This window comes from Providencia sp. PROV004 (assembly GCF_011045615.1).
GTDB lineage: Bacteria > Pseudomonadota > Gammaproteobacteria > Enterobacterales > Enterobacteriaceae > Providencia > Providencia rettgeri.
Genome location: NZ_CP042859.1, coordinates 3,003,537 through 3,017,782, shown reverse-complemented (window position 1 = coordinate 3,017,782; position 14,246 = coordinate 3,003,537). Strand labels below are relative to the sequence as shown.

At 38.3% G+C, this 14,246-nt stretch carries 7 protein-coding genes, 1 tRNA gene and 1 pseudogene; 4 read left to right on the top strand and 5 right to left on the bottom strand.

The window, feature by feature from the left end:
* Positions 1-27 precede the first annotated feature (27 nt).
* Positions 28-2,730, top strand: coding sequence for a magnesium-translocating P-type ATPase (gene mgtA, locus FVA69_RS13665; protein WP_164528958.1), 2,703 nt, complete (start codon positions 28-30; stop codon positions 2,728-2,730).
* A gap of 114 nt (positions 2,731-2,844) precedes the next feature.
* Here the strand turns inward: mgtA and FVA69_RS13660 are convergent, their stop codons facing one another.
* Complete coding sequence (locus FVA69_RS13660) at positions 2,845-3,156, bottom strand: DUF5339 domain-containing protein (RefSeq protein WP_004909809.1); 312 nt, start codon at positions 3,154-3,156, stop codon at positions 2,845-2,847.
* A gap of 1,040 nt (positions 3,157-4,196) precedes the next feature.
* Here FVA69_RS13660 and fliZ point away from each other — a divergent pair.
* Positions 4,197-4,715 carry a flagella biosynthesis regulatory protein FliZ gene (gene fliZ / locus FVA69_RS13655; protein ID WP_004255757.1) on the top strand — a complete coding sequence of 173 codons (519 nt, stop codon included), beginning with the start codon at positions 4,197-4,199 and terminating at the stop codon, positions 4,713-4,715.
* Positions 4,716-4,934: 219 nt separating this feature from the next.
* Here the strand turns inward: fliZ and putA are convergent, their stop codons facing one another.
* The gene (gene putA / locus FVA69_RS13650) at positions 4,935-8,918 is read right to left on the bottom strand and encodes a trifunctional transcriptional regulator/proline dehydrogenase/L-glutamate gamma-semialdehyde dehydrogenase (protein WP_164528957.1); all 3,984 of its coding nucleotides are present in this window, start codon (positions 8,916-8,918) and stop codon (positions 4,935-4,937) included.
* Positions 8,919-9,416: 498 nt separating this feature from the next.
* Between putA and putP the strand changes: the two genes are divergently transcribed.
* Positions 9,417-10,901, top strand: coding sequence for a sodium/proline symporter PutP (putP, locus tag FVA69_RS13645; protein WP_164528956.1), 1,485 nt, complete (start codon positions 9,417-9,419; stop codon positions 10,899-10,901).
* A gap of 69 nt (positions 10,902-10,970) precedes the next feature.
* Here the strand turns inward: putP and cycA are convergent, their stop codons facing one another.
* Positions 10,971-12,371, bottom strand: a complete 1,401-nt coding sequence (cycA, locus tag FVA69_RS13640) for a D-serine/D-alanine/glycine transporter (protein WP_109911099.1) — start codon at positions 12,369-12,371, stop codon at positions 10,971-10,973.
* 255 nt (positions 12,372-12,626) lie between these two features.
* Here cycA and FVA69_RS13635 point away from each other — a divergent pair.
* Positions 12,627-12,702: transfer RNA gene (locus FVA69_RS13635), tRNA-Lys, on the top strand.
* 14 nt (positions 12,703-12,716) lie between these two features.
* Here FVA69_RS13635 and FVA69_RS21390 read toward each other — a convergent pair.
* Positions 12,717-12,911, bottom strand: a pseudogene (locus FVA69_RS21390) (integrase); the annotation flags it as partial.
* A gap of 116 nt (positions 12,912-13,027) precedes the next feature.
* On the bottom strand, positions 13,028-14,023 hold the full coding sequence (locus FVA69_RS13630) for an acetyltransferase (protein ID WP_238789240.1): 996 nt from the start codon (positions 14,021-14,023) through the stop codon (positions 13,028-13,030).
* Positions 14,024-14,246 lie beyond the last annotated feature (223 nt).

Here is a 14,246-nt window from a genome sequence, read left to right as displayed (position 1 = left end):
CACGAGTGTTGTATTCGAGACAACGTTATGACTGAAATAAGAGAACCGCGTAAAAGCGTCAAAGCGGCTGCACGCCAAAAATATATTGTTGGCGAACAAGCGAGTAAAAATATTGAGCAAGTGCTCAGTGAATATCAAACAAATCTATTAGGCTTATCTGAGAATGAGGCGATGGATCGCCTAGTGACTGAAGGTGAGAATGAAGTTGCTCATGAAAAAGCCCCTCCAGCATGGAAGCAACTACTCACTTCCTTTAAAAATCCATTTATATTCGTACTGATTATATTAGCAGTTGTTAGTTTTTTTACGGATTATGTTATTCCCGAACGTCAAGGTGAAGAAACAGACTTAACCGGGGTGATTATTATTGTCACTATGGTTTTACTGAGTGGATTTTTGCGTTTTTGGCAAGAATATCGTACCAATAAAGCTGCGGAAGCATTGAAATCCTTAGTTCGAACGACAGCTACGGTATTTCGTCGCGACAATAAAACGGGACGTTCAGTTCGAAAAGAGGTGCCGATTAAATGCTTAGTACCTGGGGATATTGTGTTGTTATCCGCAGGAGATATGGTTCCTGCTGATTTAAAGCTAGTCGAATCAAGAGATTTGTTTATCAGCCAAGCGATTCTAACAGGGGAGTCTATACCCGTTGAAAAATATGACACATTGGGTGACGTTTCAGCCAAAAGTTTAGATCCCGTATCGCCAACAGAAAATGAATTATTAGAGATTTCAAATATTTGTTTAATGGGAACCAATGTTACCAGCGGTACAGCACGTGGAATTGTGGTGGCAACCGGCGGAAAAACCTATTTAGGCTCGTTGGCTAAATCCATTGTGGGGAGCCGTGCGCAAACATCATTTGATCGTGGTGTGAATAGCGTAAGTTGGTTATTGATTCGTTTTATGTTAGTCATGGTACCAATTGTCTTACTTATCAATGGGTTTACAAAAGGTGATTGGTTCGAAGCAACATTATTCTCACTGGCGGTTGCTGTGGGGTTAACACCCGAAATGTTACCGATGATTGTTAGCTCCAATTTAGCCAAAGGTGCAATTGCCATGTCAAAACACAAGGTGATTGTCAAAAGATTAAATGCTATCCAAAACTTTGGTGCAATGGATATGCTGTGTACCGATAAAACGGGAACTTTAACGCAAGATCGTATTATTTTAGAACATTATTTAGACAGTAATGGGCAGAAAAATAGTAAAATCTTGCAACTGGCTTGGCTAAATAGCTTCCATCAAAGTGGCGCTAAGAACATGATGGATCAGGCAATTATTCGTCGTGGTAGAGGGAACAGTGAAGTTGAGAAGCTAAAAGGATTTCAAAAAATTGATGAATTACCCTTTGATTTTATTCGGCGTAAATTGTCAGTGACAGTACGAACACCAGAAGGCGAAGCCCTACTTATTTGTAAAGGCGCCGCTGAGGAAATGTTAGCTGTTTGCCAAAGCTATCAACAAGATGGTGAGCTTCATTTACTTGATAACCAAGCAAGAGCAACAATTACTGAGCTAGTGAGTGACTATAACAGACAAGGATTTCGTGTATTACTACTCGCAACTCGCCGTTTGAATGATGCTGAAGCCAGCTTACCGCTTTCAACTCAAGCTGAGCATCAGTTAGAACTACAAGGCATTTTAACTTTTCTTGACCCAGCAAAAGAAAGCGCAATTTCAGCCATTGCAGCGCTACGTGAAAATGGTGTTACGGTGAAGGTGTTGACGGGTGATAATGCGATTATTACCGAAAAAATTTGTCGTGATGTTGGTCTAAATATCAGTGAAATCATGACTGGTCTGGAAATTGAGGCTTTGACGGACGAAGAGCTCGGTCAGAAAGTTGAGCAGGTTTCAGTTTTTTGTAAATTAACACCTTTGCAAAAATCCCGTATTTTAAAGCGGTTACAAGCAAATGGGCATACAGTTGGCTTTCTTGGTGATGGGATTAACGATGCACCGGCATTACGTGATGCTGATGTGGGAATTTCAGTTGATACAGGGACGGACATTGCTAAGGAATCTGCGGATATTATCTTACTTGAAAAAGATTTAATGGTATTAGAGCAGGGGGTGATTAAAGGACGTGAAACTTTCGGCAATATTATTAAATACTTAAATATGACAGCGAGCTCTAACTTCGGTAACGTATTTTCTGTATTAATTGCCAGTGCATTTATTCCCTTCCTACCGATGTTAGCCATTCATTTGCTCGTTCAAAACTTGCTGTATGATATTTCCCAGCTTGCATTACCCTGGGATAAAATGGATAAAGAGTTTTTAAAACGACCTCGTAAATGGGATGCAAAAAATATTGGCCGCTTTATGCTTTGGATTGGGCCAACGTCATCTATTTTTGATATCACGACTTTTGCGCTAATGTGGTACGTGTTCCAAGCAAATAGTGTTGCTCATGAAGCGTTGTTCCAATCCGGTTGGTTTGTGGAAGGATTACTCTCTCAGACGCTAGTTGTTCATATGTTAAGAACACAAAAAATCCCCTTTATACAAAGCACAGCTGCGCTACCTGTTATGTTAACGACAGGGTTAATTATGGCTCTCGGGCTATATATTCCATTTTCTTCATTTGGTGAAATGATAGGATTACAACCGTTGCCAATAGAATATTTCCCATGGCTAGCTCTGACATTAGTGAGCTATTGTGTTGTCGCTCAACTGATGAAGCAGTTTTATATTAAACGTTTTGGCACATGGCTATAATATATTGTTAAGTCAGGAAAAAGAAAAACCAAGGATGGTTCTTCTTTTCTGTGCGCAATAAAAAGAGCCACCAGTGTGGCTCTTGTTGATCTACAGAATAAAGAAGAATAGGGCTTATTGCAGGCCTAAAGCAGCTTTCATCTGTTTCATTGCATCAATACCTTGTTGGCAAGCTTTATCTTGCTGATCCTTAGGCAGTGCAGCAACTTGTTTTTTACCTTCTTCCAGCTGACCTTTCATTGCATCTAACTGAGTTTTTGCTTGCGGGTTTTCTGAAGCTTTAGCAATTAAGCTATCAACTTCAGCGAAGTAAGCGTTACAAGTTTCAGTTGCACCAGCAACTTCGCCTTTTTTCTCTTCTTCCGAACAAGCAGTGATTGTCAGTGCCAATAAACCCATACCACAAGCTAAAATCAACTTTTTCATAATCAACCTTATTAAAATTATTTATTTATATAGCAAATTGAGTATATAAGAGATGTTTTTAATATCAAACGTGACAAATCCTAAAATAATATCTTAGCTAATTAATTAAGTTTCAATTTAATTAGGCTATCATATTTCATTTCAGGATGTTTACATTACATAATTTTGTAACTATAACTAAATTGCTTTTTATCATGTTGTTATGGGATGCCTTTGACTATTTTACGCTTATCTAGGGTGATTAATAGACGGATGAAGTGATTGAAGCTTGAGATAAGAAGTTAAAGGTTTATTAGGAGAAGGAAAAATGGTTGTCTAATTTTAATAAACATATTTTTTGACGATAATTATGTTTCAACTCGCAAGATAGAATAATGCGTTATGCGTGAATTTACCTATATAAGATTTTGAAATATTGTTATAACATTTTTTTATACACAATTAAAATTATTAAAAAATCGTTTATTTGTAACAAAATATTTACGGTTGAATGATAAATTTTTACTATGAAATATTTATAGAATTAATGGCTGTTCATTTAAGATGCAATTATAGATGTGAAAAGTGAGCTACTTCACAAATTTAAGAAGAAAACCTTTGTATCAGTATAAGTTTGATTTTTAAATTAAATTTTCTTTGTACGAAGATGAAATTATCAGGTAAAGTCTTTGTTTTTAAGCGAACTAATAAGTAAATATCGCTTAACTTATGGTTAATGATAGGTGTACAGGGTTAACGACAATTAAGTTAATTTTGTTGACGCTAACTCAAATTCATACCAAAATTGATTCACCGTAGAAATTCGCCAAAGAGCGAGAGACGGGTTAGAATGTTTTTAACAAAGGGCGATACCTTTTCTTACTGTACATTTTTAGAATGATTAGTTCTCTAAAGGTAAAGTAAGAATATATGATATGGGTTCACCATATCGCAATGCAACATAGCAAATAATATATTAATGCTATGGGCATACAATGTATGTAACCTGATTTATTTGGTTACAATTTTATATTTAGACTTACACACAGGGCTTTACCATTATGTCTGCTTCTATTGTAAAGAAACGGCCTCTGAGTCGTTACATCAAAGATTTTAAACACAGCCAAACTCATTGTGCACATTGTCACAAGACCCTTGATCGCATCTCTTTAGTTTTCAACGATGACATCTTAAATAAAGAAGCTATCGCTGATATGACTGAATTGGTTGATGAAGGTACCTGGGGGGAGCTGCAAGATAAATTTACTGCACTTTGTCGTTTTTGTAGTGAAATTTATTGCAATAGTAATACTGATTATTTTGATATTATGTCATTTAAACAGTATTTATTCTTACAGACTGAGATGAGCCATAGTACTGTTCGTGAATATGTTGTTCGTTTACGACGTTTAGATGAGCTGTTATCTTCTTCTAATTTTTCTATGAAAGAATTTACTGCAAGTAAAGTTCAAGAAGAGTTAAGTGAAAAAATGACAGACTCTGCATTTAGCAATTACAATATTGCATTACGTAAATATGAACAATATTTATTCTGGGAATCTGAAAAGTGCAATAATTAGAATGACATACTGAAAATAAGCATCGTTATTTTCATTGTTGTTTTTAAACAATGGTGTCCTCGTGGGCACCTTTTATGTTTCTAGCAGTAAATATATGAGATAGCACTTATCTGATAGGAACCGCGACTGTTATTCTTATGAGATAAGTGTATTTTTAAATAAACACATTGTGATGGATGGCCTGATCCTCATAAACTGCGAGGTCAGGCCTTTTGTTTATTACCCGATCGTCATTAAGCTAGCATTACCACCTGCAGCCGCGGTATTGACACTCAATGAGCGCTCATGAAGTAAGCGTTCAGTCAGCAGATTAGTTTCACCTCGTTCAAAGCCTTGTACTGAAATAATAGGCCCTTTACGTTGTGCAACCGCTGTACAAACCTCTTTTAACTGATCGCTGTCACCATGGTAAATAACCCCTTCGATTGGCTCTTTAGATTCTATCCAGTTTTTAGTTAGCGATATGGTTTTTCTCACTTTTTCAGGTAGTGACTTAAATAGCTTCTGATGAAGTTCGCTATCTGGCCATAACACCTGACAACCCGCAGAAAGCACCGCTGTTAACTGAGTTAAACAATCTTGTTCATTATCGCTAAGGCATAAAATCAAACCACGTGGGCGCAAGGTATAGGTATTCCTTTCTCCCGTTGGACCGGGCAACACACGAGTGGTTCCTGTCTGACTATGGCGTGTAAATAGCTCAATAACGGAGGGGGAAATAACCGAATTTTGTTTTTCAGACCATTGAGTAAGTGCTTCAAATGGCTCGAGTAATACGGTTCGGGCACTGGCATCCATCGGTAAATGGCTATCTTGTCTCTCTAAAGTGTTTGAAACCGCGTTATCTGGGCGTTCGCTTAATAAACGATAGAGGTATAGTGGCCCGCCTGCTTTAGGCCCAGTTCCAGATAAACCTTCACCACCAAAAGGTTGCACACCAACAACGGCACCAACCATATTTCGGTTTACGTACAGATTACCTACTTTAGCTTTTGAAACAACTTGGTTGATAGTTTCATCGATACGAGTGTGAACACCAAGTGTCAGCCCATAACCCGCAGCGTTAATTTGTTCAACGAGTGCTTCTAGCTCATCTCGTTTAAAACGTACAACGTGCAGAACAGGGCCAAAGATCTCTTTTTTCAGCTCACTAACATCATCAAGTTCTATCAATGTCGGCTTAACATAGGTTCCTTCCATTTGTTCTTGTTGATCATCATGATTTTCAAATGCGGCTTGGAAGACGACTTTCCCTTTGCTGCGCATTTTTTGAATATGTTGATCGATATTTTCTTTTGCTTCACGGTCAATCACCGGGCCAATATCAGTTGATAAATGTTCTGGATTCCCCATGCGGCACTCTTCCATTGCGCCTTTTAACATACGAATCGTTCTATCTGCGACATCTTCTTGGATGCATAGAATGCGCAGTGCTGAACAACGCTGACCTGCGCTATCAAATGCAGATGCGACAACATCAATGACAACCTGTTCTGTTAATGCAGAAGAATCAACGATCATTGCATTTAATCCGCCCGTTTCTGCAATCAGCGGGGTTGGTCGGCCCTGTGCATCTAAGCGTCCAGCGATATTACGTTGAAGTAATCCTGCAACTTCAGTTGACCCCGTAAACATGACTCCACGAACACGGCTATCACCAACGAGTTGGGCACCAATCGTTTCACCTTTACCCGGTAAAAATTGCAGTACATCGCGTGGAATACCCGCTTGATGCAAAATGGAAACCGCAATAGCACCGATTAATGGTGTTTGTTCTGCCGGCTTCGCGAGTACGGTATTTCCTGCCGCGAGAGCAGCTGCAATTTGGCCTGAAAATATTGCTAACGGGAAGTTCCATGGACTAATACAGACCACAGGCCCTAAAGGACGGTGCGTATTGTTATCAAAATCATTCTTGACTTGAGTTGCATAGTAATTAAGAAAATCTACCGCTTCCCTAACTTCCGCAATTGCATTGTTGTAGGTCTTACCCGCTTCACGAACTAAAATATCTAATAGTGGCTGTAACTGTTGCTCCATAAGGTCAGCGGCTCGTAATAAGATAGCTGCTCGTTCAGAAGGCGGAGTTGCGAACCAGATAGTACCCGCATCGTTAGCGGTATTTAATGCATGTTCAGCTTCTTGTTCTGTTGTTTCACGAACATGGCCAACTATATCTTTATTACAGGCAGGGTTTATAATTGGTGTTGCTTCAGGTAACGTTTGCGAAGCTTGGAAATTGCCCCCTAACAGCGGTTCTGCTATTTTTTGCTGCATACCTGCACTCAGTAGGGCACTTGATAAGGAAGCCAGTCGATGTTCGTTTGATAGGTCAAGCCCCATCGAATTTACTCGTTCTTGGCCGTATAAATCACGTGGTAACGGAATTTTTGGATGCGGTAAGCCAATTTGACCTTCAGTTTTAGACAGTTCTAAGACATCTTTAACTGGGTCAGCAACTAATTCATCTAGCGGAATAGTAGCATCAGCAATACGGTTTACAAATGAAGTATTTGCACCATTCTCTAATAATCGACGCACCAGATAGGCAAGTAGTGTTTCGTGAGTACCGACAGGTGCATAAATACGGCAAGGGCGGTTTAGTTTGCCATCAGCGACTTTACCAACCACCTGTTCATAAAGTGGCTCACCCATTCCATGTAGACATTGGAATTCATATTGGCCCGGGTAGTAGTTTTTACCTGCAATTTGGTAGATAGCAGAGAGAGTATGCGCGTTGTGTGTTGCAAATTGCGGGTAAATTAAATTGGGAACCGACAACAGTTTCCGTGCACAGGCAATATAAGAAACGTCAGTATACACTTTGCGCGTATAAACTGGATAACCTTCTAGCCCATCCATTTGCGCACGCTTGATTTCACTGTCCCAATAAGCCCCTTTTACCAGACGGATCATTAAACGACGTTGGCTGCGTTCAGCTAAATTTATGATTGAGTCAATCACAAATGGGCAGCGTTTTTGATAGGCCTGGATAACAAAGCCAATCCCATTCCACCCCGCGAGTTGTGGTTCAAAACAGAGTTTTTCTAGTAAATCTAAAGAGATTTCTAAGCGGTCGGCTTCTTCTGCGTCAATATTAATCCCTATATCGTATTGATGCGCTTGTAATACTAGGGATAACAGGCGTGGATAAAGCTCTTCCATTACGCGAGAGTATTGTGCACGGCTATAACGTGGATGTAATGCTGATAGCTTAATTGAAATACCAGGGCCTTCATAAATACCGCGGCCATTTGATGCTTTACCAATCGCGTGGATAGCTTGTTGGTAAGACACCATGTAATCTTGTGCATCTTTTTCCGTTAATGCGGCTTCGCCCAGCATGTCGTAGGAATAGCGGAAGCCTTTATCTTCGAGTTTTCGTGCGTTAGCGAGCGCTTGGGAAATAGTTTCGCCAGTAACAAATTGCTCTCCCATAAGGCGCATCGCCATATCAACGCCTTTGCGTACCAGCGGTTCACCACTTTTACTAATGATGCGATTAAGTGAGGTTGAGAGTTTAGCTTCATTATGCGTAGAAACTAGCTTACCCGTAAATAGCAGACCCCAAGTCGCGGCATTGACAAACATTGAGCTACTTTGGCCAAGGTGTGATTGCCAATTCCCATTGCTAATTTTATCGCGGATGAGCGCATCTCGAGTTGCTTTATCAGGAATGCGCAGTAAGGCCTCTGCGAGACACATTAATGCGACACCTTCTTGAGATGAAAGTGAAAATTCTTGGAGTAGACCTTGAACTAAACCTGAGCGGCCGATGCCATTTTTTTGATTGCGTAGTTTTTCAGCTATTGAATAAGCTAATTTATGAGCGGCTTCAGCTTGTTCTGTAGGGAGCTGTGCTTGCTGTAACAACATTGGCACGGCTTGTGTTTCAGGAATTCGGTAAGCAGAAGTAATTGCAGAGCGTTTTACAGATTGTGGTAAAATGTGCTCTGCGAAATCTAAGAATGGTTGATAGTTAGATTCAACGGTGGTGTCTTCATCAGAAGTTTGATTTTCTTTTACATCGATACCCGGTGAGAGCTCTGGAAAGGCTTGGCCATTATCGAGTTGTTCTAGGTAATTATAAATAGCTTGTTTGATAAGCCAATGTGATGTGCGGTCAAGACGCTGAGCGGCATTTTTAATGCGTTCACGAGTTGCTTCATCAAGTCTCACACCCATAGTTGTAGTGCTACTCATCTTAATTCCTCTAGGTCACGAGTCATTTTAATCAAAAAGTTACACCACATTATCTTAATGTTGCAACTTTGTGCAACATTGTTACGTGTGATTTCTGAAAGAAATGTGAAACATATCGAGTTTTTTGAGTTCTAATAATTTCAATTAAATTGGTATTCATTTATTTATTATATTTTACATGTAGTTATATTTATCATCTTTAGATGAGGCGATTAAACATCTGATTGTGAATTTAAGTTTAAATTTTAACATTTGTGATATGGATTCTATTTATGCAATAAAAAATAGTTAATTTCTTGTTAATTTAATACGACTCTGTCTAGGATGTGGCAGTTAAGATATTAAGTTAGTGCAACACAAACAATCACAACCTATTTGGTGTTTGCGCAGATAAATTAAATATGTGCAATAAAGTGCAACACCATGAAGTTACAAGTTATCAGCGGTCACTTATAAAGATAACTAATAATTTTAAAGCTACTCAATGGAGAAAACAGGATGACTGTAAGCACTCCGATGATCATTATGTTCGTCGTATACATTACTGGCATGTTATTAATTGGTTATATGGCCTATCGCTCAACGAAAAACTTTGACGACTATATTCTGGGTGGGAGAAGTTTAGGCAGTGTTGTAACTGCATTGTCTGCTGGTGCCTCAGATATGAGCGGTTGGTTACTCATGGGGTTACCAGGTGCGATTTTCTTGGCCGGGATTTCTGAAAGTTGGATTGCTATCGGTTTGAGTCTCGGTGCATATCTTAACTGGTTATTTGTTGCTGGGCGTTTACGTGTCCAAACAGAAAAAAATAATAATGCGTTAACATTACCGGACTACTTTACTAGCCGTTTTGAGGATAACAGTAAGATTTTACGTATTATTTCTGCTGTTGTTATTTTAGTTTTCTTTACGATTTATTGTGCGTCAGGTGTGGTCGCAGGTGGCTTGTTATTTGAAAGCACATTTAATATGAGCTATGAGAAGGCGATGTGGTTAGGTGCACTCGCGACGATTGCTTACACTTTTCTAGGTGGCTTTTTAGCCGTGAGTTGGACCGATACTGTTCAAGCTTCATTAATGATCTTCGCATTGATTCTTACACCTATTGTTGTGATCCTTTCTTTAGGGGGAATTGATACCTCTATTGAAGTGATCAAAGCTAAGAATCCTGAATATCTTGATATGTTTAAAGACATGAATATCATCGCAATTCTGTCATTATTAGGTTGGGGATTAGGCTATTTTGGGCAACCTCACATTTTAGCACGTTTTATGGCAGCAGACTCTGCTCGTACTATTCGTTCTGCTCGACGTATAAGTATGACATGGATGGTGTTATGCCTAGGTGGAACGATTGCGGTTGGCTTCTTTGGTATCGCTTATTTTGAAAATAATCCGGCTTTAGCGGGTTCGGTCATGCAAAATAATGAGCGTATATTCATGGAGTTAACGGGGCTTTTGTTTAACCCATGGATCGCTGGTATTTTATTATCAGCCATACTAGCCGCGGTAATGAGTACGTTAAGTTGCCAATTATTAGTTTGTGCGAGTGCGCTAACGGAAGACTTGTATAAGCCTTTTATTCGTAAGAGTGCTAGCCAAAAAGAGTTAGTATGGGTCGGGCGTTTTATGGTGTTGTTAGTCGCTGCAATTGCCATTTACATTGCTCGTGATCCAAATAATAAAGTTTTGGCATTAGTGAGTAATGCATGGGCTGGTTTCGGTGCAGCGTTTGGTCCTGTTGTTTTAATCTCTGTAATGTGGAAACGAATGACGCGTACGGGCGCACTCGCAGGAATGTTAGTTGGTGCAGTGACAGTACTCGTTTGGATAAAATACAAATGGTTTGATTTGTACGAGATCATCCCAGGTTTCTTATTAGCAACAATCGCGATTGTTGTTGTCAGCTTGATAACTAAAGCACCAAGTGCAGCTGCGCAGGCTCGTTTTGATGAAGCCGAGGCAGAATATAAAGCAAGTTAATCGAGCGAGTTTATAAACTAAAAAGGCCGAGTAACAATACTGTTATTCGGCCTTTTTGCTTATTTTTCATTAATGGTTCTTTTTGCGCTTAGCGAATTGGTAACCAATGAAGAGCAAAATAAACCAAACTGGTGTTGCTATTAAGGCTTGTCTTGTATCGTGCTGAAATGCCAATAAAACAACCATAAAGGCAAAAAAGGCGAGGCTTAACCACGACATCACAATACCCGCTGGCATTTTATAATGGGATGCTTTGTGCATCTCAGGTCGCTTTTTACGGAAATTTAAATAGCTATATAAAATCATGCTCCAAATAAACATGAAAAGAATTGCAGACACGGTTGTGACTAGTGTGAATGCATGCATGATATCAGGAATAAAATAGATCAGAACAATACCAAAACTGAGGCAGATACAGGTAAAAATTAACCCAGTAGCGGGTACGGCTTTTTTCGATAATTGGCTGAACTGTTTTGGTGCATCCCCTTCTTTTGAAAGCCCAAAAAGCATTCGACTGGTGGAAAATACACCACTATTTGCAGAAGAAGCTGCAGAAGTTAAAACGACAAAGTTAACAATACTTGCTGCTGCAGGTAAGCTTATCAGGACAAACATTTCTACAAATGGGCTTTTATCGGCCAATATGGTTCGCCATGGGGTAACTGCCATAATCACAATTAAAGATAACACATAGAATGCAATGATCCGGATAGGTATCGCGTTGATAGCTTTCGGTAAAGATTTTTCTGGATCGCGTGTTTCAGCGGCTGCCGTTCCGACTAATTCAATCCCAACAAACGCAAAAATAGCAATTTGGAAGCCAGCAAAGAAGCCGCTGATCCCCATCGGAAACATTCCACCATCATTCCAGATGTTGCTTAAAGATGCCGTATGACCCGCAGGGGATTGAAAATTCATGGCAATTAGTGTGCCACCTACTGCAATGAGAGCCACTATGGCAACAATCTTTATCATAGCGAACCAAAATTCGAGCTCACCGAAAAGCCTGACAGAAACCAGGTTGAGTGTTAATAAGGTGACTACGCAGATAAATGAGGTTACCCATTCAGGAAAATCAGGAACCCAAAAGCTCACATAGGCTGTTATGGCAATGATATCGGCAATACCTGTGATAACCCAGCAAAACCAGTATGTCCAACCGACAAAAAAACCTGCCCATGGGCCGATAAGGTCAGCAGAAAAATCACTGAATGATTTGTAGTCCAGATTAGAAAGTAGCAGTTCACCCATTGCGCGCATCACAAAAAATAGCACAAAGCCGATTATCATATACACAAAGATAATTGATGGGCCCGCAAGTGAAATGGTTTTACCAGAACCCATAAATAAGCCTGTACCAATTGCGCCACCAATAGCAATAAGTTGTATATGGCGGTTACTAAGACTACGTTTTAGCTGATTACGATCAGCGTTGGGTTGTGTTGATAGTGAATTCGCATTTTCTTCCATACTAAAGATGTCCGTAGTGGTTTGTGATAATTAGCCACAGTCTTTTTTATAATTTTGTGGTTATGTTTGCGTGAAATATTGTGACACAAATCTCAATTAGAGTAAGGAAAAGTTATCTTGTTAGAAACGAAGTGATGTTTATTCAAGCGATAGTTTTCTTAAATTTTACATTCGTAACTTTAAATTAACTTAGATAATAAAAATAGCAGAATCATATTGACTGTAGCAATTGTTAGGCGTTAAATAATTTGTATCGGGTTGTTAGCTCAGTTGGCAGAGTAGGTGACTCTTAATCATTAGGTCGGGGGTTCGAGCCCCCCACAACCCACCAAGATTTTCAATGAGTTATGAGCATGCTGCGGAACCTATACTGACTGTATGGGACGTATTTGGGACGCAAGCATTAAATATTGCATCAATTTGCTTAGCATGTTTGGCTAAGTGATCTGGTGCTCAGTGAGCATATCGCAGAACCATCTCAATACTTTCCTAGCCGCCCATTTCTTGAAGATCAGACAGCGGGACGCCGGATTGAACTAACTAGGATTGCAAGGAATTTAAACAGCGTTTCAAACTAACCTGCTGAGGTGATTTTTTATCTTTTTTAATTAGTATTCAAATAGCATTGATTGTTTATGAGTTAGGCTTTTACCTCATTATTTCAATTTATTAGAGTAAAAAATAGGATCTATAAACCAATGAATAATTGGAATTGATGCTAATAAAAGTGCTATACAAATGGTTAGTAGAGTAAATGTTATTATTAATAATAAATTAAGCTCTATACCTAAAAAAACTAATGTTTGTAATATAATAAAACAAATAATTGGGTGGATTAAATAAACACCTAAAGCATTGTTTGATGTTTTCGCATATTTATCAGTTGATAAGGCAAAGTAAATAATGCTTGAACCTAACACTAGACTTATAGAAAAATTTAAAATATGAATAATAAATTCGTTGAAGAATAAATAGGGGTTGATACCGCTGAGCATTTCACTTAAGAAAGTATCTCGATAATGAAGGAATAAAATAGCTGAAATTGTAATACAAAAAATTACCATGGTAGGTTTTTTTCTTAACGAAGATATACTTTTATTATTAATAAAATAAGCGATGACAAAAAATGGAAAATATAGAATAATTGAGAAGAAACTAGAAAATGGCATAAGGTAAGTTTTTGTTATATAAGAAATTATCAATGATAATGTTAAAATTATAGAGAGGTAGAATTTATTTAATTTAAAGCTTTTCGGTAATAATAAAAAAATAGCTTGCCAGATAGGCGTTGCTAAGAAAAACCAAACTCCGTATTGAGGAGAAAGTAAATAGGTTCTTAAAGTTAACTCACCGGTGAAATAAAGTGGGAGCATATCGATTGTTTGGAACGTAAAATAAATGATAACAGCAGGAAGAAGATGAGATTGTAACCCTTTCCATGTTGTATTTTTTGTTATAAATGCAACTATAAATACAAACATAGGGATTAATGTTAATTCAAAAGTATTAATAAGCAACGCATATTTGTTCTTATCAACTAAATTTAAATAAAAATTAAAAACAATTAATGAACTCAATATAAGCTTTAGTGTAGGCCAGTATGGTTGGTTATTATCTTTTATATTCGAGATTAAGTGATTTTCATTTTTCATACATATACCCTATATAAAAACTCACTTATTGTACCTCATTGAGATTTTTATTTAAAATAAATTATTTTAGGTATTATGAAAGGGAAGGTAATACGTCAAATATTGATGAGTCTTATTAAGTTAAATGTTACTCTTAATTCGAGTTAACTCATGATTTAGTAACCGGATATAAGGCTACAATATCCTTTATTCATCATTTAAGAGTACGATAAAAATCACAGAT